General features: G+C 45.7%; 28 protein-coding genes. 7 read left to right on the top strand and 21 right to left on the bottom strand.

Features of this window, described 5'->3' with window-relative positions; genetic code table 11:
- Positions 1 to 3: 3 nt before the first annotated feature.
- From T494_RS0106145 to T494_RS0106135, 3 genes are read right to left on the bottom strand one after another with little or no spacing between them, the layout of a single operon-like run.
- Positions 4 to 1,146: a HAMP domain-containing sensor histidine kinase gene (locus tag T494_RS0106145; RefSeq protein ID WP_028505544.1), complete on the bottom strand. Its 1,143-nt coding sequence runs from the start codon at positions 1,144 to 1,146 to the stop codon at positions 4 to 6.
- Positions 1,143 to 1,850, bottom strand: a complete 708-nt coding sequence (locus T494_RS0106140; protein ID WP_037344126.1) for a response regulator transcription factor — start codon at positions 1,848 to 1,850, stop codon at positions 1,143 to 1,145. Before T494_RS0106140 ends, T494_RS0106145 begins: the two co-directional genes overlap by 4 nt.
- 24 nt (positions 1,851 to 1,874) lie before the next feature.
- Positions 1,875 to 2,606 carry an AraC family transcriptional regulator gene (locus T494_RS0106135; RefSeq protein ID WP_028505542.1) on the bottom strand — a complete coding sequence of 244 codons (732 nt, stop codon included), beginning with the start codon at positions 2,604 to 2,606 and terminating at the stop codon, positions 1,875 to 1,877.
- 216 nt (positions 2,607 to 2,822) lie between these two features.
- Between T494_RS0106135 and T494_RS0106130 the strand changes: the two genes are divergently transcribed.
- Positions 2,823 to 4,196, top strand: a complete 1,374-nt coding sequence (locus T494_RS0106130; protein WP_028505541.1) for an MATE family efflux transporter — start codon at positions 2,823 to 2,825, stop codon at positions 4,194 to 4,196.
- A 49-nt stretch (positions 4,197 to 4,245) separates the two neighbouring features.
- Here the strand turns inward: T494_RS0106130 and T494_RS0106125 are convergent, their stop codons facing one another.
- The 10 genes from T494_RS0106125 to T494_RS0106080 all read right to left on the bottom strand — a co-directional run bounded on the left by T494_RS0106125 (position 4,246) and on the right by T494_RS0106080 (position 13,322).
- Entirely contained in the window at positions 4,246 to 4,557 is a 312-nt protein-coding gene (locus T494_RS0106125) for a hypothetical protein (RefSeq protein ID WP_028505540.1), read from the bottom strand.
- A 77-nt stretch (positions 4,558 to 4,634) separates the two neighbouring features.
- Positions 4,635 to 6,716, bottom strand: a complete 2,082-nt coding sequence (locus T494_RS0106120; protein WP_028505539.1) for a hypothetical protein — start codon at positions 6,714 to 6,716, stop codon at positions 4,635 to 4,637.
- A gap of 11 nt (positions 6,717 to 6,727) precedes the next feature.
- Positions 6,728 to 7,084, bottom strand: a complete 357-nt coding sequence (locus tag T494_RS0106115; protein ID WP_028505538.1) for a hypothetical protein — start codon at positions 7,082 to 7,084, stop codon at positions 6,728 to 6,730.
- A 7-nt stretch (positions 7,085 to 7,091) separates the two neighbouring features.
- On the bottom strand, positions 7,092 to 7,784 hold the full coding sequence (locus T494_RS0106110) for an NAD-dependent protein deacylase (RefSeq protein ID WP_037344151.1): 693 nt from the start codon (positions 7,782 to 7,784) through the stop codon (positions 7,092 to 7,094).
- A gap of 40 nt (positions 7,785 to 7,824) precedes the next feature.
- Complete coding sequence (locus T494_RS0106105) at positions 7,825 to 8,445, bottom strand: cytidylate kinase-like family protein (RefSeq protein WP_028505536.1); 621 nt, start codon at positions 8,443 to 8,445, stop codon at positions 7,825 to 7,827.
- A gap of 10 nt (positions 8,446 to 8,455) precedes the next feature.
- Positions 8,456 to 9,166, bottom strand: coding sequence for an ABC transporter ATP-binding protein (locus tag T494_RS0106100; RefSeq protein ID WP_028505535.1), 711 nt, complete (start codon positions 9,164 to 9,166; stop codon positions 8,456 to 8,458).
- Positions 9,167 to 9,179: 13 nt separating this feature from the next.
- Positions 9,180 to 9,938 (bottom strand): ABC transporter ATP-binding protein, encoded by a 759-nt coding sequence (locus tag T494_RS0106095; protein WP_028505534.1) that lies wholly within the window; start codon positions 9,936 to 9,938, stop codon positions 9,180 to 9,182.
- 1 nt (position 9,939) lies between these two features.
- The gene (locus tag T494_RS0106090) at positions 9,940 to 11,004 is read right to left on the bottom strand and encodes a branched-chain amino acid ABC transporter permease (RefSeq protein ID WP_051540172.1); all 1,065 of its coding nucleotides are present in this window, start codon (positions 11,002 to 11,004) and stop codon (positions 9,940 to 9,942) included.
- A 63-nt stretch (positions 11,005 to 11,067) separates the two neighbouring features.
- Positions 11,068 to 11,949, bottom strand: a complete 882-nt coding sequence (locus T494_RS0106085; protein WP_028505532.1) for a branched-chain amino acid ABC transporter permease — start codon at positions 11,947 to 11,949, stop codon at positions 11,068 to 11,070.
- Between the two features lie 188 nt (positions 11,950 to 12,137).
- The gene (locus T494_RS0106080; RefSeq protein WP_028505531.1) at positions 12,138 to 13,322 is read right to left on the bottom strand and encodes an ABC transporter substrate-binding protein; all 1,185 of its coding nucleotides are present in this window, start codon (positions 13,320 to 13,322) and stop codon (positions 12,138 to 12,140) included.
- A 269-nt stretch (positions 13,323 to 13,591) separates the two neighbouring features.
- Here T494_RS0106080 and T494_RS12490 point away from each other — a divergent pair, with 269 nt between their 5' ends.
- From T494_RS12490 to T494_RS0106065, 3 genes are read left to right on the top strand one after another with little or no spacing between them, the layout of a single operon-like run.
- Entirely contained in the window at positions 13,592 to 13,840 is a 249-nt protein-coding gene (locus tag T494_RS12490) for a spore coat associated protein CotJA (protein ID WP_347490870.1), read from the top strand.
- Entirely contained in the window at positions 13,824 to 14,087 is a 264-nt protein-coding gene (locus T494_RS0106070; protein ID WP_028505529.1) for a spore coat protein CotJB, read from the top strand. The genes T494_RS12490 and T494_RS0106070 overlap by 17 nt, the downstream gene beginning before the upstream one ends.
- Positions 14,087 to 14,683 carry a manganese catalase family protein gene (locus T494_RS0106065; RefSeq protein ID WP_028505528.1) on the top strand — a complete coding sequence of 199 codons (597 nt, stop codon included), beginning with the start codon at positions 14,087 to 14,089 and terminating at the stop codon, positions 14,681 to 14,683. Before T494_RS0106070 ends, T494_RS0106065 begins: the two co-directional genes overlap by 1 nt.
- A gap of 37 nt (positions 14,684 to 14,720) precedes the next feature.
- On the opposite strand, the gene T494_RS0106060 is transcribed toward T494_RS0106065, so the two are convergent.
- Both T494_RS0106060 and T494_RS0106055 read right to left on the bottom strand, forming a co-directional pair.
- On the bottom strand, positions 14,721 to 15,515 hold the full coding sequence (locus tag T494_RS0106060) for an HAD family hydrolase (RefSeq protein ID WP_028505527.1): 795 nt from the start codon (positions 15,513 to 15,515) through the stop codon (positions 14,721 to 14,723).
- Positions 15,516 to 15,572: 57 nt separating this feature from the next.
- A complete protein-coding gene (locus T494_RS0106055) occupies positions 15,573 to 16,778 on the bottom strand; it encodes a 6-phosphofructokinase (RefSeq protein ID WP_028505526.1) in 1,206 nt (401 codons plus the stop codon).
- A gap of 276 nt (positions 16,779 to 17,054) precedes the next feature.
- Between T494_RS0106055 and T494_RS12485 the strand changes: the two genes are divergently transcribed.
- Positions 17,055 to 17,702 carry an SH3 domain-containing protein gene (locus T494_RS12485; RefSeq protein ID WP_051540144.1) on the top strand — a complete coding sequence of 216 codons (648 nt, stop codon included), beginning with the start codon at positions 17,055 to 17,057 and terminating at the stop codon, positions 17,700 to 17,702.
- 54 nt (positions 17,703 to 17,756) lie between these two features.
- Here T494_RS12485 and T494_RS0106045 read toward each other — a convergent pair whose 3' ends face one another.
- The 6 genes from T494_RS0106045 to T494_RS0106020 all read right to left on the bottom strand — a co-directional run bounded on the left by T494_RS0106045 (position 17,757) and on the right by T494_RS0106020 (position 22,220).
- The gene (locus T494_RS0106045; protein ID WP_242836398.1) at positions 17,757 to 18,080 is read right to left on the bottom strand and encodes a hypothetical protein; all 324 of its coding nucleotides are present in this window, start codon (positions 18,078 to 18,080) and stop codon (positions 17,757 to 17,759) included.
- 36 nt (positions 18,081 to 18,116) lie between these two features.
- On the bottom strand, positions 18,117 to 19,079 hold the full coding sequence (prmA, locus tag T494_RS0106040) for a 50S ribosomal protein L11 methyltransferase (RefSeq protein WP_028505524.1): 963 nt from the start codon (positions 19,077 to 19,079) through the stop codon (positions 18,117 to 18,119).
- A 144-nt stretch (positions 19,080 to 19,223) separates the two neighbouring features.
- Positions 19,224 to 20,405: a hypothetical protein gene (locus tag T494_RS0106035; RefSeq protein ID WP_028505523.1), complete on the bottom strand. Its 1,182-nt coding sequence runs from the start codon at positions 20,403 to 20,405 to the stop codon at positions 19,224 to 19,226.
- A gap of 74 nt (positions 20,406 to 20,479) precedes the next feature.
- On the bottom strand, positions 20,480 to 20,950 hold the full coding sequence (locus T494_RS0106030; protein WP_028505522.1) for a peptidylprolyl isomerase: 471 nt from the start codon (positions 20,948 to 20,950) through the stop codon (positions 20,480 to 20,482).
- A 23-nt stretch (positions 20,951 to 20,973) separates the two neighbouring features.
- Positions 20,974 to 21,483 (bottom strand): hypothetical protein, encoded by a 510-nt coding sequence (locus T494_RS0106025; RefSeq protein ID WP_028505521.1) that lies wholly within the window; start codon positions 21,481 to 21,483, stop codon positions 20,974 to 20,976.
- 29 nt (positions 21,484 to 21,512) lie between these two features.
- The gene (locus tag T494_RS0106020) at positions 21,513 to 22,220 is read right to left on the bottom strand and encodes a hypothetical protein (protein WP_028505520.1); all 708 of its coding nucleotides are present in this window, start codon (positions 22,218 to 22,220) and stop codon (positions 21,513 to 21,515) included.
- A 446-nt stretch (positions 22,221 to 22,666) separates the two neighbouring features.
- On the opposite strand from T494_RS0106020, the gene T494_RS0106015 reads away from it, so the two are divergent.
- Both T494_RS0106015 and T494_RS0106010 read left to right on the top strand, forming a co-directional pair.
- Positions 22,667 to 24,520, top strand: a complete 1,854-nt coding sequence (locus T494_RS0106015) for a hypothetical protein (protein ID WP_028505519.1) — start codon at positions 22,667 to 22,669, stop codon at positions 24,518 to 24,520.
- 107 nt (positions 24,521 to 24,627) lie between these two features.
- Positions 24,628 to 24,849: transposase (locus tag T494_RS0106010; protein WP_028505518.1), on the top strand; the 222-nt coding region annotated here is incomplete at its 3' end.

The following is a 24,849-nucleotide window of genomic DNA, read 5'->3' as shown; positions in this document are numbered from 1 at the left end:
CTTTTACACCTTCTTATATTCGGGCACAGTTACTGTCACCTCAAGCCCGGGGTCCTTGTTTTCAAGCAAAACATCTCCCCCTGACTGCTGTGCGATATATCTTACTATGTAAAGCCCCAGTCCCGAGCCGCTTTTATCCCCTGTGTTACAGCCACGGTAAAACTTATCAAGTACAAAAGGCATATCCTCATCGGGGATACCCTTGCCGTGGTCACAAAAGTGAACGGCATAGGCTGCGCCGTTTTTCGTAACGCTTATATCCATTTCCCCGTCGGCATATTTCTGTGCGTTTCCGATAAGGTTGCCGATAAGCTGAGAAAACCTGTTTTTGTCAACACACACATTCACAGGAAACATGGGCTTTTCAAATCTTATACTGTCACCTGTGCCTGTTTCCTTTACGGTAGTTTCAATAAGACCGGAAAGCTCAAGGGGCTCAGGCGACATTTTAAGAGCATCAAGCTCACCTATGGCGTGCACAAGCATATCCCCTGTAATTTTTGATATCTCGTCACACTTTTTGCTTATAACGTCAAGATAGGAATACATCTCCTCGGTGTCGGAATAAAAACCGTTCACAAGCGCCTCTGAGTATGCGCTTATAGACGCCACAGGAGTTTTCAGGTCGTGGGAGAGAGAGGCTATAACGGTCTTGTTGTTTTCGATAGCTTCCCTTTCACAGCTTCGTGCCTTTATTATCTCACGGCGCATACTGTCAAACGCCCAGGTAAACTTGCCGAAATAGTTGCTGCGCTCATAATCCAGTCCGTTATCGAACTTCCCTGCTGCAAGGTCGTCGGCATAGCGTTCAAGCTTATGAAAAGGCTTTATTATACTCAGCCACACATAGGCTATCACGCCGTTTATGCAAACGATGCCCACGCCGCAGAGTATCCATACCCATGTTTTTGAGTTGCTGCGCACCCGGGTATCTTTTTGAGCTGCCTCAGCGGAAAGCTGTCTTGCTCTTTCGGCGGCAGCTTTGGTGTCGCCTGAATTTATAAGGTTATAGACCTCGTTTGCCCCCACAGCAACAGATGCCTGCTTGTCCGGCTCATACTTATCCGTGTCGGTATAGGAAAGCAGTGCGGTAGCTATCAGCACCAGCGACAAAAGCACGCCTATTACAAAAGGTTTATATCTCAACTATCCTTCACCTCCAGCATATACCCCACCTTACGGACGGTCTTTATAAACTCAGGGTCGGCAGGGTCGTTTTCCAGCTTTTCACGAAGCCAGCGGATATGCACCGCAAGAGTTGCAGGCTCAACCCGTGAAAAGGCACCCCACACACGGTTTAATATGCTTTCCTTGCTTACCGCCGTATTCATGTTTTCACACAGATACGCCAGCAGGTCAAATTCTCTCAAAGACAGCTGCACCTGGCTGCCTGCCTTTTCAACGGTGCGAGCGGATATATTAACCTTTATATCTCCAAAACAGACTGTTTTGTCGTCAGGGGTATTTTTAAATGTCCGCCTTATAAGGGCATTCACCCTTGACAGCAGCTCACGCATGGAATAGGGCTTTGGAAGGTAGTCGTCACCGCCTATATCAAAGCCTGTTACTCTGTCGTCCTCGCTGCACCTTGCGCTGGCAAATATGACCGGGACATTGCAGGCATTTCGCAGCTGCCTGCACACATCAAAGCCTGTTCCGTCGGGAAGATTAACATCCAGCAGCACAAGGTCAAAGCTGGAATCGCCCAGTATTTCAAAGGCATCGTCACAGGTATGGGTAACGGTAACGTTATAGGAATAGTTTTCAAGCATCTTCTTGATAATAAAGGACAGCTCCTTATCGTCGTCAACAATAAGTATCCTTGCTCTCAGATCGGATCGGTTTGCCATAATAAGCCTCCTGATATATTAAACTCACTCGGACATAATGTCACGGTATTTCTTGGGAGTCATTCCCGTTGCCTTTCGGAATGCGGCGGTAAATGCGCTTTGGGAGGAATACCCCAGAGAAATGGAAATATCCAGTATGGAAAACTCGGAATAACGAAGTATGTTTTTGGCAGTATTTATTTTTGCATTTATAATATAGTCCTTTACACCCATGCCCATTTCCTTTGCAAAAAGCTTAGAAAGGTAGCTGGGGTTCAATCCCTCTTTTCGGGCAAGCATTTCAAGGGTAAGGCTCTCGTGGAGGTGGTCATAGATATAATCTGCACAGCGTTTGACGTGAAGGCTCACTGCCCCTCCCTTTTTAATGTCACGCATTCGCATAGCAAAATCCATCTGAAACTCCTCCATTATATCAAGGACCTCGTCGGGAGTTCTGGCTACATCGGCTTTTTTAATATATATATCGCTCAGGGTATAGGCAACGTTCATATCCATTCCGGCATCTACGCAAAGCCTTGCTACTACGCCTACGCAAACAACATGGTGGTAGATAACGTTGCGCAGCGGGTCATCGGAAAGCTGTCCTTTGCCGTTATAGAACTCGGAGCGGGGACGCTGAAAATGCTCGTGCAGAGCGTTCAGGTTGCCCTCTACGATATTATTGTATCTGGCAAATTCGCTGTTTATATCGGTACGGATAAAGCCCGTTTCTTTCTGTATATAAAGGCGGTAGTTAAGGTCACGGTTAGTATTCATGGTATCCTCCTGAACTAAATGCAATGCTTGTTATGAAACTTTCTGATATTGTATCATATTTTTGATAAAAAAACAATAGTTTTGATAAAAAATTATTCTCAATGAAATATAATGTAGGCAGTAAGAAAAGAGTAAGAAAAGTAAAATGAATTAAAGATCCATCTGAATGGAAAGGAGGGAAAGCCCCTGCGATAAGTGAACGGAGGGACAAAAACAATGACAAAGACTTATGATCTTACAAAAGGAAAATCATCAAAGCTTATAGTAAGCTTTTTCTTTCCTATGCTGCTTACTAATATGCTGCAGCAGGTATACTCAATAGCAGACACTGCCATTGTGGGAAAAGGACTTGGTGACAACGCACTTGCGGCTGTGGGAAACATATCCTCGCTCACGTTCCTTATTATCGGATTTTCCATGGGACTTGCCAACGGCTTCAACGTACTTACGGCACAAAGCTTCGGCGCAGGCGACTACAAGCAGCTGCGCAGATACCTGGGTGCGTCTGTAAGACTTTGCGTATTTATCGCTGCTGCCCTCACTGCGCTCAGCGTATTTTTCCTCAAAGATGTACTTGTGCTTTTACAGACAGACGAGAGCATTATGGACGACAGTCTATCATACGGTCTTGTGATATTCTCCGGGCTTTCCACGGCTTTGCTTTACAATATGTGCTCAGGAGTGCTCCGTGCTCTGGGCGACAGCAAGACCCCTCTGATCGCAATAATAATATCCACTATTGTAAATATCCTGCTGGACAGCTATTTTATATTCATACTCAAAACAGGAGTATGGGGCGCAGCCGCTGCAACGATAATGTCACAGGTACTTTCATCGGCTGTTTGTCTTTACAAGCTCAGAAAGATAGAATTTCTCAGATTAAGCCGTTCGGACTTTTCCTTTTCCCTCAGACTGGACGGAATGCTTCTGAAAAACGGCGTTCCCATGGCACTTATGAACTCCATCACAGCTATCGGGTGCATGACAGTACAGTACTTCGTAAACGGACTGGGCGTTGCTTACACGTCTGCATTCTCCGCTTGCAGCAGATTTATAAATATGTTCATGCAGCCTGCCTGCACAGCAGGTTACACAATGTCCGCTTTTGCAAGCCAGAACTACGGAGCTAAAAAATACAGCCGCATTAAGGACGGAATGTGCGTATGTATTATCATTGCAAGCATATCCTACTTTATTCTTGGTTCAATAATGGTATTTGCTCCTGAGTTTCTGGGCAACATACTCCTTGACGGCGATGAGCCGATAAGTATTGCCGCAGGTTATTTCAGACTTTGCGGTGCAGCACTTTTCACTGTGGATTTCCTGTTTGTTTTCAGAAGCTGCGTACAGGGTCTGGGCAGACCTCTTATCCCGATGCTTTCGGGTATTATGGAAATGGTAATGAGAGTTGGCGTGATAATGATATTCATAAAGCGTGCCGGCTTCATGGCAACATCATTTGCAGAGATCGCTGCATGGACGGGAGCACTTACTCTTAACGTGTGCGCATACTTCTACATCACCCGCAAAAAACTGGGCTTGGGCTCCTCAAAACTTAAACACCGGGAAACTGCAAAGGCATATAGCTGATAAAGAAAAAAACAAACCGTACTGCATCAATACAGTACGGTTTTTCCATTTACTCATCTTTGTTTTCAGATTCATCATCAAGAAGATCAGAAGCGGTAAGGACACCGCCCTGAGTTTTTCTTTCTGCATTCTCCGGGATCTGATCCGCTCCGTCCTCTTTTTTCTTTTTCATCTTTCTTCTCATGCGATTCCAGAAGATACCTATACCCGTGCCGCAGGCAATAACTATGCCGGCAATTATCTGCACCACATAGCTTGTGGTAGCCGGGTCAACATACGCATGAACTGTTGGGGTTAGAATAACGGCAGAACCTATCAGATAAAACGCAAACCTTACGGTTGACGGGACAAATCTTTTCATTGAAATACCTTCTTTAACACATATAATACGTCTGTATGTCAAATATTATAGCACCTGTAAAAAGCTGTGTCAAGAGCTTAGTAGTATTCGTCAAGCTCCAGCAGGATATCAGGCGGATCGGTCTTTTCATGCTTTACAAGGTCTTCACGGTCACCTGTGAAATAATACCCGAAGGCTGCACACCTATGGGAGCTGTCGGAATATTTTTCCCAGTTTACAGGTCCCACATACTCAAATTCCGATCTTTGAAACACAAGACGCTGTCTTTTTTCGTTTTCACCGATCTGGAAGATAGACCTGCCGAACAGTTTGTCATCTCCGTCCTTTTTGATCCCTGCGGCATCAACGCAGGTGGCAACGTAATCCATATGGTGTATGGGAGCAGTTGAATACTGCATTTTATCGTTCTTTGCTCCTGCTGTTTTAATATACCATATAGGCATATTATCAGCCGATCCGTGAGTACCGTGGTCACCGGTAATAATTATTACGCTGTCGTCGTACACGCCCATTTCTTTCAGCTGTGAAATATAGCTTTTAAGAATATCAAGGCAAACCAAAACGTTATCCGATGTTTTACCTGCTTCAAGGTGTGTACCCATAAGGTGCTCGACAATAAAGTAATTCTTATCCGAATCGGATTTTTTCAGCTCAAGATCAGACAGGTACTCGTTATTGTCCATAATACATGAGTTTTCTATATCTACAGAACTATTAAGATCCTTTGTTGTGATCTCATAATTTTTCTTAAACATAAGGGGCATGAATCTGTATGAAGAAAGAGAGTTGAAGCTGTCAAAAAGAGCCTGCTTATCTATCTTCATATCGTCATCAGACATCTTTACACAGTTATCCACCTTTCCTGCAAGGGGATCATACTCGTATCCGTAGCAGAAATCGCCGTAAAAATTCACCTGATAATCCGCATCATGCAGACGGGAATAGAATGCCTCGCAGGATTCGGAGGACCAGGCTTTAGTGAACCAGCTTTTGATCGTCGTTTGCGGAAGCTCGGTCGTACCGGAGAGCATCTGAGGTATGGACAGATAGGTTGAATCATACATCATGCAGGCATTTGTATAGTATGTAAAGTCCTTTAAAAAGTCAAATTTCTCAGGTGACTGCTCAAAGGCTTTATCAAAATAATGTCTGTCGGATGCATCAAGGATAAAGGTTATTACATTTTTCTTTGAGGAAACGGTAAACTGCTGTGAATTATCCAGGATATACTTTTCGCTGGAAAAAAGGGAACTTGCGGATGATATCATGAGAATTGCCAGGGAAAGCACCTGCACTCCCCCAACAAAGGCATTGAGGATCAGATGACCGTTTTTAACCGCCGCATTTTTACCCATTGCTTTGACCTTATTGCAGACAATAACATACACTGTGGGAAGGACAAGAATAACGAGCCAGATAACTGCATTGATCAACTTTCTTGTGGTCATGGAATCCCAGTCCACAGGCTCGCCAAGAGTCTGCGGAAGCACGCTGTTCATAAACACATACTGGCAATAGCATCCCAGTGAAAGCCCCACTGCAATGGCACAGACAACACGGAAAACCTTTTCCTTGAACACGCAGGCTGCCACTGATGCCAGCAGGGTAAACACAATAGTCTTAACGAAAAAATAAGGTGCGATGTCCGGGAAGCTGACAAAAAAGTCTTTGCGGTTATTTAAAAACAGCTCTAACGGCAGGTATGCAAAGATAGTAAAAAACAATGGGAAGAATGCCGCAAGTGCTTTGACAAAGCCTTTACGCACAGCCCTTTTTCCGCAAAGGGGTCTGAGTATAACAGATAAAAAGATATCGGCAAGCGTCAGAATAAAAATGCCGCATGAGACCGATGTCAGGACCTTTGCAGCTGTATCGCCGGCATAGCTTTTAAATCCGATAAAGGAAACATACGACGACACCAGCAGCATTATGATATGGAATATGACCGGCAGGCGGAAATACAGCATATAGAGCTTTGACTTATAATACACAAATCCAAAGCCTGCTAAGAATACAAGGACAGCTGCGAGGGGAAGTTCATATGAATAGGAAAGATAAACCGATGCAGCAGAAAACAAAAACATAATGACGCTGCCTATAATTATCCCATGCTTTTCAGGCTTTGGCGGTGCAGCCGTGAGAAAATCAAACAGTTTCATTATGTTTCACCTCAAATATGTGTTATCTCCCAATAGTATTTGCGATCACAAGCAGGGAAATCCTCCATTACCCCATGCTCGGGATCGTAGAATGTACCTTGGCAGAAAAGAGACCAATGCCAGCAGCGGGGAGTTTCCAGGCTCAACAGGCATAGCTGCGGCAGGTCGGTCTTATCCTGCGCCTGCATACGCCTATCCGAAAGTCTGAACCCGCCGTTTTCAAAGCAAAGGCGCATTTGTTTCAGCGTAGTTTCTTTGTCATTATCAAGATATCCGACTATCTCCTCAACGGTCCTGCCCAGCACCATTGCCAGCACAGCCTGCCCGCACTGGAGGTCGGTAGGCTCATGTATATACTTAATATCCAAGCTTTTTTCAAACCTCTATCTTATCAAGTGTCTCCCCCACCTTGCCGTGAATAACAAGGTCACACCGGTCGTCTATTGCGGTGGGATCACGGTTTATCTCCACAAGGTACTTGCCACGGAAATAGCGCACAAGCCCTGCGGCGGGATAAACGGTCATTGAAGTACCTGCGATAATAAGCATATCACAGCCTGCTATAGCTTTGACTGCGCCCTGGATAGTATCATTGTCAAGCCCTTCCTCATAAAGCACCACATCCGGCTTTATGACCCCTCCGCACTCACAGGTGGGAACGCCGGTGGAATTTGTTATGGCTTCAATACCAAAAAACTTTCCGCACTTGGTACAATAGTTGCGGTGGACACTTCCGTGGAGCTCATAGACTTTTTTATTGCCTGCAAGAGAATGCAGACCGTCAATATTCTGGGTAACAACGGCAGTGAGCTTGCCCGCTTTTTCAAGCTCTGCAAGCTTCAGATGCGCCTTATTGGGCTTAGCGTCAAGACATATCATCTTGTCACGGTAAAAGTCGTAAAACTCCTTTGTATTTTGAACAAAAAAGGTATGGGACAGGATCTGTTCGGGGGGATAATCGTATTTCTGGTTATACAGTCCGTCAACGGAACGAAAATCAGGTATCCCGCTCTCGGTGGAAACACCTGCCCCTCCGAAGAACACAATGCTTTTTGAATCATTTATCATTTCCTGTAAAGTCACGAACTATCCCTCCCTGAGCTTATGCTTATTCAGATTTTTTGTCGATTATATCTATATAGCCCTTGATAACGTCAACGCAGGTCTGGTAATCCATATGGCTGGTATCAAGGCATATATTATAGTTTCTGGCGTCCTCCCAGTCCCTGCCTGTATAATGCTTATAATAGGCGCACCTGTCCTTGTTTGTCTTTTCAATAAGCTTTCTTGCGTCCTTTTCATTTCCGCCGTAAGCCTCGATAACGTTATGAACAGCGGTCCGGATATCGCAGAAGATAAACAGCCTTATCACATTGTCATAGTCTTTAAGGACATAATCTGCGCATCTGCCCACGATCACCGCAGGCTCCATATCAGCAAGCTGTTTTATTATTTTTGCCTGGAAATTGAAAAGATTGGCATCGCTGGTAAAATCCTTGCTTGCCGGGTCAATAAGACCGCCTTTATACACTCCGTTCTTGCGGATAAAGGAAGATTTCAGTCTTTCATCCACTCTTCCGAAAAACGCCTCGTTTATTCCGCTTTCCTCACTTGCAAGCCTTATAAGCTCCTTATCATAATACTTCATTCCAAGCTGTTCGGAAAGCATTTTACCGATGGTTCTTCCGCCGCTTCCCATTCCTCTTGCAATAGTTATTATCCTTGCCATGGCTATCCTCCTACTCTCCAAGATAAGCCTTCTTAACAGACTCATCGTTTATAAGATCCGACGCCTTGCCGGAAAGCACTATCTTTCCTGTTTCAAGAACATAAGCTCTGTCTGCTATGGAAAGGGCTTTTTTAGCGTTCTGTTCCACAAGCAGCACAGTTGTTCCCTGCTGTCTTATAGACTGTATTATATCAAATATCTCGCTTACGAGTATCGGGGAAAGTCCCATTGAAGGCTCATCCATTACCACGATCCTTGGCTTGGACATAAGCGCTCTGCCCATTGCCAGCATCTGCTGTTCGCCGCCGGAGAGCGTTCCTGCGATCTGGGTCTTTCTCTCCTCAAGCCTTGGGAAAAGCTTATAGACCTTCTCGATATCCTGTGCGATACCGTCTTTATCCTTTCTTGTAAAGGCACCAAGGCGGATATTGTCAAGAACCGTAAGGTTCTGGAATATGCGTCTGCCCTCGGGAACATGGGCGATACCCATTTTAACTATCTTATGGGCGGGTGTTTTGGTTATATCCTTTCCGTCAAGGACTATCGAGCCGGATCTGGCATTGAGAAGTCCTGTGATGGTGTGCAGCGTAGTGGTCTTACCTGCGCCGTTTGCACCGATCAGAGCGATGACCTCTCCCTCGTTGACCTCGAATGTTATACCTTTGAGGGCTTTGATAACGCCATAGTTGACACAAAGGTCTTTTATCTCAAGCATTGCCATAATATCGCCCTCCTTATTCTCCAAGATATGCGGTGATTACCTCGGGATTTGAAAGCACCTCGCCGGTTTTGCCCTGGCAAAGGAGCTGTCCGAAGTTAAGCACCGACAGTTTTTCACAGATACCCGAAACAAGGCTCATGTCGTGCTCGATAAGCAGCACCGTCATATCAAATTCGTCTCTGACAGCCTTAATGGTATTCATAAGCTCTGCTGTTTCGTTGGGGTTCATACCTGCCGCAGGCTCGTCCAGAAGCAGAAGCTTTGGCTCGGTAGCAAGCGCTCTTGCTATCTCCAGCTTTCTCTGTTTACCGTATGGCAGTCCAGAAGCAGGAAGATACGCTTGCTTATCAAGGTCAAAGACCTTCAAAAGCTCAAGAGCTTTTTTGTCCATTTCCTTTTCGGTCCTGAAATACTTAGGCAGACGGAAAACACCTGTTGCGGCAGAATACTTATAATGATTATGCAGTCCGACCTTAACGTTATCTATAACGCTCAGATTGCTGAAAAGCCTGATATTCTGGAATGTTCTTGCAATTCCGGCATGGTTTATCTGAATTGTGTTTTTGCCTGTGATATCCACGCCGTCAAGGATAATAGAGCCGTCGGTGGGCTTATACACGCCTGTGAGCAGGTTGAACACGGTGGTCTTTCCTGCGCCGTTTGGTCCGATAAGACCGTAAAGCTCTCCTTTTTCTATCTTAACGGAAAACTCATCCACTGCACGCAGACCGCCAAAGGATATACCAAGTTTTTTTACTTCAAGAAGAGCCATTTTATTCACCCTCCTTTACCGTTTCGGTCTGTGCTTTATTCTTTTTGAAAAGTCCTTTGAACTTTTCAATATTACGCACAAAGAAGGACCTTATGGTTTCGTTGGATGTACAAATCATCATTACGATAAGAACTATTGCATACATAAGCATACGATAGTTGTTTATACTTCTCAGAAGCTCCGGGAGCATTGTCAGAATTATTGCTGCGATAACGCTTCCTCTTATATTTCCGATTCCGCCCAGCACCACGAAAACAAGCACCAGTATGGACAGGTTGTAATCGAACTTCGACGCCTGGAGTGAATAGAAATTGTGGGAATAGAGCACGCCTGCAACGCCTGCCAGAAAGGCAGTAAGGGCAAAGGTCATAAGCTTATACTTGGTGATATTCAGTCCCACGGACTCGGCAGCGATACGGTTATCCCTTATGGACATTACCGCTCTTCCGGTACGTGAATTAACAAAATTATAGGCTATAATAAGGGTAATAAACAAAATTGCTGCGGCGATCTCAAACGTAGAATCGTTTGGGGTACCGCTTATACCCAACGCACCGTTGATTATCATTTTGCCGTCGGGTGCAAGCCCCAGGTCGCCCTGACTCTTCAGGGAGATATGCAGTCCTGCGCTGTCGTAGCCGATATAGAGTGCGGCAAATACGTTTTTAATTATCTCGCCGAATGCAAGGGTAACGATAGCCAGGTAGTCACCACGGAGTCTGAGCACAGGTATTCCGATTATGATGCCGAAAAGAGCTGCAAAAATGCCGCCCACCAGTATTGCAAGGGGGAATCTTATAAGCGGCTGTGTAATGGTTTCCTTCACCAGGTTGGAGAAAATTGCGCTTGAATAAGCACCTATACACATAAATCCTGCCTGTCCCAGGCTGAGCTCGCCCAGAAAACCTACCGTAAGGTTAAGGGACACAGCAAGGATTGAATACACACATATGGGCACAAGAAGTCCCTTGAGCATACTTGATATATTACCTGTTGAGATAAGAATCTCCACAGCCACAAAAACGATGAGCAACAAGCCATATGTAATAAAGCTTTTTCTGGTCATCGGTTTGATCTTTTTCTTCACACTTGATCGATCCTTTCCATAGATTAAGGCTGTATAGCTCTATCAGACCTTTTCATTTATCTTCTTGCCCATGATGCCGGTAGGCTTTACCATAAGCACCAGTATAAGCACTGCAAAGACGATAGCATCTGCAAGCTGAGGGGAGATATAGGCTCTTCCCAGTATCTCGATGACGCCGATAAGAATTCCGCCTATCATTGCTCCGGGGATAGAACCGATACCGCCGAAAACAGCTGCAACAAAGGCTTTGATGCCCGGCATTGCGCCTGTGGTATTGGTAAGGGTAGGGTAAGAGGAGCAAAGCAGCATACCTGCCACTGCGGCAAGTCCCGAGCCAATGGCGAAGGTCAGGGAGATGGTGCTGTTGACGTTTATACCCATAAGCTGGGCTGCGTCCTTATCCTCGGAGACCGCAAGCATAGCTCTTCCCTTTTGTGTATGGTTTATAAAAAGTGAAAGTGCCACAACGATCACAACCGATGTGATTATAGCGGCTGTTGTTTCGCCCTTGATAACGACCTTACCGTCAAAAAGGGTGATCTTCGGGATATTGACAACAGATGTGAATACCTTTGGCTTTTCCTTAAAAATAAGCAAAGCCATATTCTGAAGAAAATAGCTCACGCCAATGGCTGTAATAAGCACAGACAAGCTGCTTGCCTTTCTGAGTGGTTTATAAGCCACCTTTTCGATAGTGATACCAAGCAGTGTACAAACAACCACTGCAAAGAGCATTGCCAGCCAGGGTGACCAGTTCCATGTGACCATGGCGGTAAACACCGCATAGCCGCCCACCATTATTACATCTCCATGGGCAAAGTTCAGCATTTTTGCAATTCCGTAAACAAGCGTATAACCCAATGCAATAACGGCGTAAATACTTCCAAGACTTATGCCGTTTATCAGGGTCTCAAGAAAAGCCATATAAAACATCCTTCCATAGTTTAAAAGAGTGATACCCCACGTCGGAACGACATAGGACACAATCTTTTATAATTGTACCACATAACCCATATTTTTGCAACACTTTTATTATAAATAAATCACTTTTTTATACAAAAAAATGAGCCGCCGCAAAAATGCAGCAGCTCATCTGATATAAATGCTGAATATTAAAGTGCGCTGTAATTGCCGTCCTTGATAACAACAGCCTTAGGATTCTTGGAAACTGCACCGTCAGCGCCCCACTTCATGCTTACACCGGTAAGTCCGTCGTAGCTGAAGTCGTCACTGCTGATAGCCTTTTTGAGCTTATCGCAGATATCACTTGTGCTCATGTTGCCCTTGATGCTTTCCTTCTCAACCAGCTTTGCGATGATCTTGATTCCGTCGTAAGCGTCAGCTGCGAACTGGTTAGGAGTCTCGTTGTTATACTTTTCCTTGTAAGCCTTTACAAACTTCTGAGTTGCATCGTCGGAAGCGTCAGCTGCAAACGGTGTAAGAAGCATTACGCCCTCAGCAAGTGACTTGTCAAAGTTTTCAACGTCAAGCAGTCCGTCAAGTCCGTCGCAGCCGAAGAACTTAGGTGCGAAACCTGCAGACTTGCACTGTGCAAGGATAAGAGATGCCTGCTGATAGTAGATAGGCAGGAAGAGAAGCTCTGCATCTGCGTTCTTTGCAGCTGTGATCTGTGCAGAAAAGTCAGTCTTGGAATCGCTTGTGAAGGACTGCTCTGCAACGATCTCAAGTCCCTTTTCAGAAGCTTCGCTCTTGAAGGTATTGAAGATACCGGAAGAATAAGCGTCAGAGCTGTCATAGATAACAGCGATTTTCTTAGCTACGTTGTTCTCTGCGATATAGTCAGCAGAAGCTTTACCCTGGTTAGGGTCTGTGAAACAGATCTGGAATGTATTATCGTTCTTGATAACGTCCTGAGCAGATGCGGAAGGTGTGATCTGGAAAATGTTATCCTGCTTTGTCTTGTCGATAACTGCGAGGCAGGAACCTGTTGTAACGGTACCCAGCATTATCTGCATACCCTTATCTTTAAGTGCATTGTAGGCATTTACAGCCTTATCGCCCTTATCAGCCTCATCGTCTTCAAAAACGAGCTTGAACTTTACGCCGTTCACTCCGCCTGCATCGTTGATCTCGTCAACTGCCAGCTGAGCAGCGTTCTTTACGCCAACGCCGTACTGCGCAGCATCACCTGTTAAAGGACCGCTTCCGCCAATGACGATAGTGTTCTCGTCGCCGCCCTTGCCGTCGGACTTACTGGAATCGCCGCAGGCTGTAAGGCACGAACCTGCCATAACAGCAGCAAGTGAAAGTGCCATAAATTTCTTAGCCAATTTCATTTTTAATTCACTCCTTTATAAACTTAAAAAGACCGCATATTACTGGTCAATATAAATATAACACCTATTTACGCACTTTGTCAATGTCAAAAAAAACAAAGATACTTATAACGCAAATCAATAATTGGTTATTTTTCACATTAAAGCTTTATAGCGCTATACTACAAAAGTTACATTTTCCGTGGCATCTGCATATTATGTTCCAAAGCCGTACGGTTGCTTCCGCAGGCTTTTAAGACCTTTGTTTTCAGTTAAGGAGATGAATGTATTTGGAAAACGAAAAAGAAGTTTTCTTTGAGCTTTTCGGCAAAAAGGAAGAGAGCGAGCCGGTCATGAGCTGCCCTGTGGTTACGGGGGCTTTCCCAAAAAGCACTCCCCTTGCCATGGCTTATGTGCCCTTCCAGACATGGGAAGAACCTTACGACGAGGAGACGGCACTATGCAGAGGTACGATATTTGCTGCCCTTGACAAACCGTTCATAGGAGAGGAGGCTGTGAAAAATGCCCCTGCTAAATGACAAACAGAAGCTTATGCGCAAGATCCAACAGGCTTCCTTTGCACTTGTGGAAGCCAATTTGTATCTTGACAGCCACCCGACCTGTCCCTATGGTTTGAAATACTATGCACAGCACAAAAAGGAGCACGAGCAGCTTATGGACGAATACGCTGAAAAATACGGTCCAATAAGGGCTGAACAGTCAAGCACCGAGGAAAAGTGGGGCTGGGTAACCACTCCGTTCCCATGGGAAAGGGGTGAAAGCTGATGTGGCAATATGAAAAGAAATTACAGTATCCTGTAAACATCAAGAACCCTAACCCTGCCCTTGCAAAGGTAATTGTCAGCCAGCTGGGCGGTCCGGACGGTGAGCTGGGTGCTGCTCTGCGTTACCTCAATCAGAGGTACTCTGCGCCCTGCCGTGAGGTACAGGCAGTGCTTTCGGACATCGGTACCGAGGAGCTTTCCCACATGGAGATGATAGGCACTATCCTCTACCAGCTGACGAGAAACCTGTCCATGAAGGAGATCAAGGAAAGCGGCTTTGACGTTTACTTTGTGGACCACACCACAGGGGTTTATCCTATCGCAGCCTCGGGCGTGCCTTTCACGGCGGCGACCTTCCAGAGCACAGGCGACGCTATTGCAGACCTCAACGAAGACCTTGCCGCAGAGCAGAAAGCAAGAGTGACCTACGACAACATTCTGCGTCTTGCAGACGATCCGGATGTACGTGACCCGATCAAGTTCCTGCGTGCAAGGGAGATCGTGCATTTCCAGCGCTTCGGTGAGGCACAGCGAATGGTTCAGGAGATGCTTGATTCTAAGAACTTCTACGCATTCAACCCAAGCTTTGATAAGTAAAGAAACAGGGAGAACTCACAAACGGTTCTCCCTGTTTTCATATCAGTCCGCAAAGCTCAAAAGCCTTGTACAGTCCGTCGTTTTCGATCCTGTCGGTTACTATATCGGCGTGAGCTTTTACAATTTCGGAAGCGTTGCCCATAGCAGCTCCCACAGCGCAGAATTCAAGCATCTCAATATCATTCGCCCCGTCACCCACAGCAATAGTGTCCGAAATATCAGCGCCGTAATATTCAAGCACCTTTTGTATTCCCACAGACTTATTGACACCGGGCTGCATTATCTCGCCGCCGGTGGAAGAATCAGGGTAACTAAGGGTTATGACATTACAGATATCAGCAAGCTCACTGCGAAGCTGCTCATTTGAACAGTCGGCTGATTTGTACACGAATTTGCCCACGGTGGAAAGACCTTTCGGAGCACGGCGGACAAAGCTTCCGCCAAGGCTGAGTATCCACTGTTTCATTCCCTCAAACTCGCTGCGCCAGTTCTCGCCAAAGAGCATTTCGCTTTCCAGCGTTTCAGCGACTATCATGGCACGGTGTTTTATCAGCACGTCAATTATTCTGTCATAAGCACCGGGCTCAAATGTGCTGTTGAAGATCACTTCCCCGCCGCAAAAGACGTTTGCGCCCGCAGCAAATACGCCGTCATCAATATGCAGCGGGGCAAGGCAGCGAGGCACGATCCCCTTATACCTGCCGGAGCTTATAAACAATCTGTGGCCGTTTTTTCTTGCAAGCTCCAAAGCTTTTATCGTTGACGGATGTATCGTTTCAAGCTTATCCACAAGCGTTCCGTCGATATCAAGAAAAACAAGTTTCTTTCCCATATTATGACCTCTCAAAAATGGCTTGCTGTACGTTTTATTGTACAGTAAGCCATTTGCTTATTTGATCCTGAAATGCACGGGCATACCGTTTTTCATAGGTACGGGGATCTCGCCTTGGATAAGCGGAAGAAAATAGTTTACAGCATCGTCGGTGACATTATTGTGGCTTTCGCTGATCCACTTTTCCGGGAAAAACTGCTCCTTATTAGCTGTATCGTGGGCATCAATACAGCCTATTTCAACAGCATACGGCTGATCGGATACTCTCTTGAAGACCATCATTATGCCGCTGTTGCCCACAATGGCTGCCTTTACGGCTTCCATTCCGATAGTCTCTGCCTCGTCTATATCCGTTTTGGAGCAGATATGCGCCGAGCATCTTTGCATTACATTAAGCTCTATCGAGCGTACTTTACAGCCGATCTTGTCCCTCACAAGCTCCTCAAGTGTCTTGCCTATACCTGAAAGCTGCTGGTGACCGAAAACATCCAGCTTATCATTGCGCAGGCACTTGCTGTCCTCTAACTGTACACCCTCGGAAACGGCGACGATGACCGCTTTATGTTTTTTCTGCTGCTGTTTTATATCCTCGATAAAGCCCTGTGCGGAAAACTTGCACTCGGGCAGGTAGATAAGGTGGGGCGCACACTCTCCTGCTGCTCTGAGAACGCAGGAAGATGCGGTGAGCCAGCCTGCGTGTCTGCCCATTATCTCAACTATGGTAACAGATTCAAGGGCATAAACGGTGCTGTCACAGATTATCTCCGACATTGTGGCTGCAACATATTTTGCTGCGCTTCCAAAGCCCGGGGTATGGTCTGTACCCGGCAGGTCATTGTCTATTGTCTTTGGCACCCCAACGACCTTTATCTTTATCCCCCTGGACTTGAAATAATCGGAAAGCTTTGCGGCGGTATCCATGGAATCGTTGCCGCCTATGTAGAAAAATGCACCGATACTATACTCCTCAAAGCAGTCCTCTATCTTCTTATACACGTCGCTTCCGCTGTCTGCATCGGGAAGCTTATAACGGCAGGAACCCAGTGCCGTTGAAGGGGTCACTCTCAGCAGCTCCATATCTTCAGGGGCGGACAGAGCCTCTTTAAGGTCCACCATTCTCCGGGACAGAACTCCCTCAATACCGTTGAGCGAACCATAGATGTTCTCTATCTCAGGGTGTCTGAGTGCCTCTTTTACCACGCCTGCAAGGGAGGCGTTTATTGCGCTGGTGGGACCGCCGGACTGTGCAACTGCAATATTCATATTCTTCACCTTTTATCCTTCATTTTATTTTACAGGTCTTTCTTATTTATTATAACATATACAGATTATTTTTCAAGCAGATCGGCACGATTTTTTATTTTTCTGCGATAAATACAACTTACGCCTGCTTTATTTCTCCTATATTGACTAACTTGACGATCAAAGGACAAAACTCCAAAAGCGGGATAAAATATCCGTTTTTAGGCTTGACAAAAAGTGCGGAAAAAAGTATAATAATTATGTATATGAACAAAACCCTATGAGAGGAAGAAAAAAATGTCAGACAATCCTAATTATCAAAAGGATATAGATAAAAACCTTGACTCGGCAGGCGGAAGCGACAGAGCAGGTGATTTTGCTCAGCGCAGAAGAAACGCAAGAGATGCGGGAAGGCATTTCCATGACGGGCTGGCACAGGCTGATGCTGATTACGCCGAGAAGGCTCCTCTGCTCTCCCAGACCACCAAGGGAATAATCGGTATGCTTGTGGCTCTTGCGCTTGTAATGCTGGTAATTCTGTTTTTTGCAAAGGTGCTTTTTCTTCACGATGCGAACGTATCGGCTAAGACAGGAACGATAACCGTCACCCTTCCAACAGGTACTACTGTTGCCACCACAACCGGTGTTGAGCATCAGGCTAAGACCACCAAGGAGCGGGTAAGGTACAATGTTGACAGCAAAACCGAAACCGGTGAAGGCGGAGGGGCTGCTGCTATACAGCGTATAAAGTGCATATCGGCTGTACTTGTCCACCCTAAGCCAAACTCAAAATCAGGTGACATCGGCACAATACCTACCGGCGCTGTTGTAGACCTTATCAAAGACGAAAACGGCTGGTATCTTATAAAATATAACAATGTTACCGGCTACGCATGGAACCAGTTTTTTGAAACGGCAAAGGTCACCACTGCGGCTCAGTACTAAAGACAAACAAAAAAGACTGTTGCACAGCGCAGCAGTCTTTTCTTTTGCAAATTATTAGTTTATACCCTCAGCATAGGTTATAGGTACCGTGAAAAGTACGCCTGCATTGGGCTGTGTAAGTTCGCCCGTTACGCTTTTGATAGCTGCGATAGCGGACTGTACCTGCTCATCGTCGACCACAACAAAGACTGTTTTGCCTTTCTGCGTTGGGTCCACACCTTTGAGTATAGAGCTGAGCAGACCGATAGTTGCCAGATTTTCAGCACCGCTTATGGATTTTGCCATTCCAACGCTATCAATGCTTGTGCCGCCTCTGACACCTGCCTGGGCAAGAGCTATCATTATTTCGTCTACAAGCTCCACCCTCTTAATTACCAAAAATAAAAGCTGCATATTTGTTTCATCCTTTCTTTTTTATCTGTATACAAAGGACGCTGCGTTCCAGTCGTCCCTATTTTTCTCCTCGATAAGCTCAAATCCCTGCGAGGTTATCCTGTCAAGCACCTCATCTTTACGGGAATCAATAATGCCCGAAACGACAAGCTTTCCGCCATGCTTCAGGAACCTTCCAAACAGACCGCTCATCGCCACGAGCACGTCTGCGACGATATTGGCGCATACCACGTCGTAGCCCGTTCCTATGCTTTCAACAAGGGCTTTATCGGTAACAATATTGCCTGCAAAGGTTTTATACTTGTCAGGTGCGATATTGTTTTTCCCTGCGTTCTCTGCGGCTATCCTCACTGAGTTTTCGTCAATATCCACCGCAGCGGCACTGCCTGCGCCCATAACCATGGCGGCTATGGAAAGTATACCGCTTCCGCAGCCAAGATCAAGCAGCGAACACCCGTCGGTGATATTCTTTTCCAGAAGTTCAAGGCAAAGCTGCGTGGTATGGTGCTGACCGGTGCCGAAAGATGCGGCAGGATCAATCTCCACTATCTTTCTTTTTTCGTCTTCCGCCACAGTTTCCCAGCTGGGTTTAATAAGCAGCTTCTCGCCTACACAAAGAGGTTTGAAATACTTTTTCCAGTTGTTTGCCCAGTCCTGCTCACGGATATTTTTCAGCTCAAGCTCCAGCCTTCCCATATCCTCTCCAAGAGACTTGAGCACATCAAGCTCAGACCGTATTGCGCTTATCATTTCCGGTGCGCTGCTGTTGTTTTCAAGGTAGACTGTGACCGTTGTTTCGCAGTCCTTCAAGCCCATAAGGTCGTCGTCGATATAGTCCCAGTTGCCCTCCTTATCGTCAAGGAACGCCTGAAAATCCCCGGGGTCCTTTATAACAAAGCCGTCTATCCCCAGCTCCAGCAGACGTCCTGTCACAGCCTCGATACCCGTTGTAGATGTGGCTATTTCCGCCTCTATCCAATCCATAGCAGTCACCTCACTTCCAATAAGTCTATATTTATTGTACAGATTATACACATTATTATAACACAAAAGAAATAATTTGTAAAGTACATTGATTGATTTTTATAAAAAAGCTCCCCCGCTTATAAACGGGAGAGCTATTTGTGATCAATAATAATCGTACGGAGGTCTGTTATTGTCTCTGGGAACATTCCTCGAAGGAGGCGATGCAGGTCTGCGGCGTTGGTAGCTGTTATTCTGCGCTCTACGGTAAGGCGCAGGTCGCTGCGGACGAGCATATGCTCTTGGATCATAAGCCCCTCTCGGCGGTGTCTGGCGTGGCGAATGGATCCTCTGGATCTTCATTCTGCGCAGTGTAAGGTAATAAGCAAACGCTCCGAAAACTATAAGCAGGACAGGTACTCCCAGATTAACGCTCTTTTTGGCAGGCATCTGCTTTTTATCATCGCTCTTACCGTCCTCGGTGTCCGCCGGCGCATTTTCACCGGTATCCCCGTCGGAACGGAAGACCTCTATGGTTATCTTCTGTATGCTGTAATCTTTATTTATAAGCTTGCCCTGCACCTTTCCCGGCATCATGGCAACTATACCGTTGTCGGCATACTTAGCGACCTGGGAATCCTCTATCTCGCAGTTGATAATGTCTTTAAATCCAAGCTGCTCAAAGGTATACGGCTCGGCGTTGGTAGAAAGTCGGATAGTTTTCACATCCGATGAAACGTCGGGAGTTTCGGTAAGCTTGACCATGCCGTCGGTTTTATTGAAGCTTACAGCGTTGCTCTGCTCATCAAGTATATAGTTTACGGTAAGAAAAAGCACATCGTCCTTTTTCTCCTCGCTGAGTGTTTCAAACTCCATTACGATATACTCGCCTTTATAGCTGCTTCCCTGTGGGTTTGAATACTTAAAGCTGTACTTTCCCTCTTCCTTTGTATCCTCAAGGCTGCCTCCTGCTTTTTCGGAAACAGAGGCGGAAACAAGTTTGAAAGCGGTCTTTTCGTATCCCACAGAACCTTCGGCATAAGTTATGCTGTGCTTAGGACTTTGAACGTCGATAACGGCGGTAAACTTTTTGCCCTCAACGGCGGTAACATTCACACTGACCTGCACGGCGTCGTTATCCAGCCCGTTGACCTGTTTCTTTTCGGTAACCTGTGTCCAGACAACGTCCTTGCCCTTGGCAGAGGTTCCTGTGGTGGTAGTTATAACATAGTTTTCATCATCCCTGCCCTCATCTTTTTCATCGGGCTCGGCAAAGCAGCAAATGCTCACGGAAAAGATACACGCAGCGGCTGCTGTAATAGCAATAAGATTTTTCAAAAGCTTCATACTATTATCCAATCGTATTTTTATTGCATGACAAATCCTCTGAAAGAACATCTCACAGAGGACAGGCTGTTTGTTTATTCAATGGTCACAGACTTCATGACCTGTGGGATCACAGGCTTATCACGAAAATCGGTATCAACGGCTGCGATCTCGTCAACTACCTCAATGCCATCCACTACCTTTCCGAATGCGGCATACTGACCGTCAAGGTGAGGAGCGTCCTTATGCATGATAAAGAACTGAGAGCTTGCAGAGTTGGGGTTCATGGATCTTGCCATGGACAAAACGCCACGGACGTGCTTTATATCGTTTGGTACACCGTTTGATGCAAACTCGCCCTTTATCTTTTCCTTTGAGCCGCCTGTGCCATTGCCCAGAGGGTCTCCGCCCTGGATCATAAAGCCGCTGATGACTCTATGGAAGGTCAGTCCGTTATAGAAGCCTTCATTCACCAGTTTTTCAAAGTTTGCAACGGTTATAGGGGCTTTATCGGGATAAAGCTCGATCCTGATCTTTTTGCCGTTTTCCATTTCGATTACAACCATATTATTACTCCTTAAAGGGTGATTTATTTTGACTTAGGCAGCATTCCACGCTTATTACGCTCCATAAGCTCGTTGAAGTACAATGTGTATGCTGTGGGGACTTTCTTGAACATACCCTGTTTATGCATATCGTTGCACACGATATAGTCCCTTTCGCCGTCATTGTTTACACAGTAGATCCTGTCGGTGCGGCAGAAGTCGCCGTTAGGCAGGTCTCTGTTCTTATCAAAGCAGCAGAAAATATCCTTTGCCATAAGATCCACCAGCTTCAGCACACGCTGATAGTTGGACTCATCAATCCAGCTGTCAAGCTCCTGCTTGAAAAACTGCTGTACGGGAACGTCATTGACCTCCATTTTTCTGATTATCCTTGCAAGACAAATGGAAGCGTCCTTCTCGGTGAGCTTATCAAGGCGTGCGTTCTTATACTCCAGGATGTATTTATTCACTGTTTCATAAAAAAGCTTATCATAAGGGAACGGCTTTCCTTTAGCTGAAAACTTTACTATTGCGTTATCGGTATTGATCTCCAATTTAAGTCTCTCCTAAAATTAAAATGTGCTTATTTCTTATCCCGGCGGCTTCTCTCAAATTCGTCGGTGGCCTGAGCCAGCTGTTCAGCGGTCACCTCGCCAATCTCATCGGGATCGTTGCTATGGTCGATGGAACCAAGCTTATCCACCTCGTCCTGAGACACGCTGACACCCTTGATGTCTTTATAATGCTCGTACTCCTCCTCTTTGAGGGCATACGGCAGATCAGCCATTTTCTCCTGCACCTCGCTGTCAGATACGGTCTTGAAATCATAGTCCATAGTTTCAAGCTCATGGAGCTTATTGTTATGCTCCTCGATCATCACCTTGAGTTTATCGTCGATCTCCTCAAGATTAGCCACGGATATGTCTTCCTTATGTGAATCCACAAACGCCTTATGAGAAATAGCATAGTCCTTTTCAAAGCCCTCCTGAGCCTTTGTTACCTCGTCCTGATGCACAGGGTCGGTATCAAAGTCATGATAAGTAACTGCGGGACGTGCATCACGCTCCTCAACAAACTTATCAAGCTCGGCCATATTCTTTTTAAGGACCTCAGGGTCAACAGGCGTTACGCCGTCAACCACTTCTTCCCTTGCATCGTCATATTTTGATTCCTTTATGGAAACGGTCTCTTTTTTCTTTATCGGTGCATTCCAGATGTCGTCGGCATTGACCTTGTTCACAGGTGCGGACGGCGATTTTATTTCCTCTTTCTTCTTTCCGAATAATCCCATATATTTTACCTCCGATTATGATTTGGGGAGCATATTTGAAAAAACACGTCTGCATATCGACCCGGAGAGGTCGGAAATAACTATATATTGTGAGCGCAATAAGCAAACAATATCCACATATACGCATTTATTCTATTACATTATACTATATTTCGCATGAAATTGCAAATACTTTAGTGATAACAGACCGTATAATTTTCAGGTAGTTTTTTGTGCATTACGTTACACATTCACCTTTTAGACATATAATGTTATTATTTTGTTGATATATGAACGAAAAGAATTTGTTATAATAACATAAAGTTGTATTCTTTTGAGCAAATTATGCCTTTTTTTAAATTTTTGAAATTTTAAATTTGGCTGACAGGTGAATGCCTCATCTGCATAAAACTCGGGATATACAGCGGTAAATGAAGTAATTACGAAAGAAAAAGGAGGGCTTTTGGGTGCCGAACTTGAAACTTGGAGTAACCGCTACAGAGCTTTTCACCTTTAACCCATTTAGAGTGCTTGGAACAGCTGTTGATACTCCTGCGGAGAAGATCACAGAGCTGTACGACAAGCTCATCTCTATGGCTGAAGGTGGCACTATAAGCCAGTATAAGACTGATTTTGATTTTGACGGTTCACTTCCGCCTTTTGAAAGAGGCGTGGGTGATCTTAAAACAGCCTATGCAAAGATCGCCAGCAACGGTTACAGATGCTTTGCTTATTCAAGCGAGCAGTTCTCTGCGCCGCTGAACGTTGACGACATCATGCTCAACCTTCGTGATATTACCTGCTACGACTGTTTTCTGAGATGCTATATGTGGCTTATAACCAACGACAGGAGCTTTGAGGAGCATGAGCTGTGGATACTTCTTTGCAAGCACATCGACAGCATGATCATCTCAACTCCCGATCAGTGGGGAAAGCTTTTTGACCACCGTTTCCCGGAGAATATGCCCGGAGACAAGGTTTCTACGCTCAGGACCCTTTACGCAACATTCTGCGACATCATTCTGCTTCCTATCAAGGAAATGGTAAGAGGCTCCATGAGATGCTCCACCGCAACGGAGATACTTAAGATCGCAGGAGTTGACGTTGACGAAGAATTTGAGTTCGTTGAGATTCCTCAGGCTAATCTTCCAAAGCCCGGTGAGCAGCCTCCTCTTCTGAAGATAGCTGTTAAAGACGGTGAGGAGTATTTCGATGTTGCTCAGGGGCAGATGGTCAGCTTCAAGACCGACACAGAGGCAGTTGAGTCCAACAGCTTCGATACAAGCACATCCTCCATTTCCGCAGCATATATTATCGGCGACAAGGCACCGGCAGATATGAGCGATATTATTCCTCCTGAGCCGGATCACACTGAGCCTGCTCCTCCGGAAGCAGATCAGCTTGAAAAGATCAAGCCTATCCCGCCGAAGCAGCCGCTGAGACCTGCTGCTAATATCGTTCCAAAAAGTGAAGAACCTGCAGTGGATCAGCCGCAGGAACAGGCAGAACAGGTACCTCTTACGCCGCCTTCTGCTGCTCCGAAGCCGGTCGCTCCTCCTCCGTCACAAATCAAGCAAGCTGCACCTGCAGTGGACGACGACGGAGATATGCTCATTCCTACAAGAAGACAGAGAGTCAAGATACCTCCAAAGAGTGCAGGCACTCCAGCTTCAAGCTCTCTTACAAGCGCAGATCAGACACCTGTTCTTTCGCAGCCTGTTCCTGTTGTAAAAAAGAGAACTCTCCCTGCTGTGGAGCCCGGTTCTGTTACTGTTCCAAAGGGAAGCTTCAAGAAGGGCAGCAGATCGCTTGCTGATCTGGTAGATCAGGTTGAAGAACCACAGATCGATGTTGAGGAAGAAGAGGAAGAGGAAGAGAACCTCTACACAAATGCACTTATCAAGATGCTTCGTTCCAACAGAGCGGAGACAATGAAGGGCGTTGACACCTCCCACATCTACGATAACGGTGATGCTCTTGGTGTTGCAGGCACAGAACCTGCGCTTGAAATGGATGCTATAAATGAGAAGAAGATGGACAAGAAGCTTCTTACTTCCAACTCATTCTATGAGCTTGATCCTAACGAGACAGACCCCAAGAAGATCATGGCTGAAAAGTACAAGGGCATAAACATTGACGATATGCTCAATCCTATCTCTCCCACAAAGTTTACTCAGCAGTTCAAGCAGGATGCTGTTTACGAGTATCAGAGCCACAAGGCTAAGGAAAAGAAGAGAAGCGTTGCGATGATCAAATTCGTATTTATTCTCTTCCTGGTAATATTGCTGCTGTTCCTGCTTTACATAGCCGGCGTACTCTGACACAATAAGGTTTATGCAGACCGGATCTTGAAATGCTCCCCTTTTGTTAGACAATGTGGTATAATAAAAATATACCAATTAGAAATCTAACGGAAGGGGGCATTTTTATGCCTAAAGGAATACCAAATAAGAGATACACACCGGAATTCAAAATCAAGGTTGTTGAAACGATGCACAAAGAAAAGTTGAGCCACAGGGAAGCAGCACGGGAATTCGATGTGAGTAATCATAATAGAGTCTCAGACTGGGAGCGCATCTATCTTGAAGAAGGCAAAGAAGGTTTTTATGTTGAACGCCGAGGACGCAAGTCGACAGGCCGTCCTACAAAG

This window comes from Ruminococcus sp. FC2018, assembly GCF_000621805.1.
Classification (GTDB): Bacteria; Bacillota; Clostridia; order Oscillospirales; family Ruminococcaceae; genus Hominimerdicola.
This window is presented reverse-complemented; position numbering and strand designations above follow the sequence as displayed.

Coding starts and splice junctions, on each gene's coding strand:
- T494_RS0106020 (WP_028505520.1), bottom strand. CDS start 22,220: ATGGGATTATTCGGAAAGAAGAAAGAGGAAATAAAATCGCCGTCCGCA.
- T494_RS0106120 (WP_028505539.1), bottom strand. CDS start 6,716: ATGAAACTGTTTGATTTTCTCACGGCTGCACCGCCAAAGCCTGAAAAG.
- T494_RS0106035 (WP_028505523.1), bottom strand. CDS start 20,405: ATGAAGCTTTTGAAAAATCTTATTGCTATTACAGCAGCCGCTGCGTGT.
- T494_RS0106100 (WP_028505535.1), bottom strand. CDS start 9,166: ATGGCAATGCTTGAGATAAAAGACCTTTGTGTCAACTATGGCGTTATC.
- T494_RS0106055 (WP_028505526.1), bottom strand. CDS start 16,778: ATGAATATTGCAGTTGCACAGTCCGGCGGTCCCACCAGCGCAATAAAC.
- T494_RS0106070 (WP_028505529.1), top strand. CDS start 13,824: ATGCCCCTGCTAAATGACAAACAGAAGCTTATGCGCAAGATCCAACAG.
- T494_RS0106130 (WP_028505541.1), top strand. CDS start 2,823: ATGACAAAGACTTATGATCTTACAAAAGGAAAATCATCAAAGCTTATA.
- T494_RS0106085 (WP_028505532.1), bottom strand. CDS start 11,949: ATGGCTTTTCTTGAGACCCTGATAAACGGCATAAGTCTTGGAAGTATT.
- T494_RS12485 (WP_051540144.1), top strand. CDS start 17,055: ATGTCAGACAATCCTAATTATCAAAAGGATATAGATAAAAACCTTGAC.
- T494_RS0106110 (WP_037344151.1), bottom strand. CDS start 7,784: ATGATAAATGATTCAAAAAGCATTGTGTTCTTCGGAGGGGCAGGTGTT.
- T494_RS0106065 (WP_028505528.1), top strand. CDS start 14,087: ATGTGGCAATATGAAAAGAAATTACAGTATCCTGTAAACATCAAGAAC.
- T494_RS0106135 (WP_028505542.1), bottom strand. CDS start 2,606: ATGAATACTAACCGTGACCTTAACTACCGCCTTTATATACAGAAAGAA.
- T494_RS0106140 (WP_037344126.1), bottom strand. CDS start 1,850: ATGGCAAACCGATCCGATCTGAGAGCAAGGATACTTATTGTTGACGAC.
- T494_RS0106095 (WP_028505534.1), bottom strand. CDS start 9,938: ATGGCTCTTCTTGAAGTAAAAAAACTTGGTATATCCTTTGGCGGTCTG.
- T494_RS0106030 (WP_028505522.1), bottom strand. CDS start 20,950: ATGGTTGTAATCGAAATGGAAAACGGCAAAAAGATCAGGATCGAGCTT.
- T494_RS0106105 (WP_028505536.1), bottom strand. CDS start 8,445: ATGGCAAGGATAATAACTATTGCAAGAGGAATGGGAAGCGGCGGAAGA.
- T494_RS0106060 (WP_028505527.1), bottom strand. CDS start 15,515: ATGGGAAAGAAACTTGTTTTTCTTGATATCGACGGAACGCTTGTGGAT.
- T494_RS0106080 (WP_028505531.1), bottom strand. CDS start 13,322: ATGAAATTGGCTAAGAAATTTATGGCACTTTCACTTGCTGCTGTTATG.
- T494_RS0106125 (WP_028505540.1), bottom strand. CDS start 4,557: ATGAAAAGATTTGTCCCGTCAACCGTAAGGTTTGCGTTTTATCTGATA.
- T494_RS0106090 (WP_051540172.1), bottom strand. CDS start 11,004: ATGACCAGAAAAAGCTTTATTACATATGGCTTGTTGCTCATCGTTTTT.
- prmA (WP_028505524.1), bottom strand. CDS start 19,079: ATGGATTGGATAGAGGCGGAAATAGCCACATCTACAACGGGTATCGAG.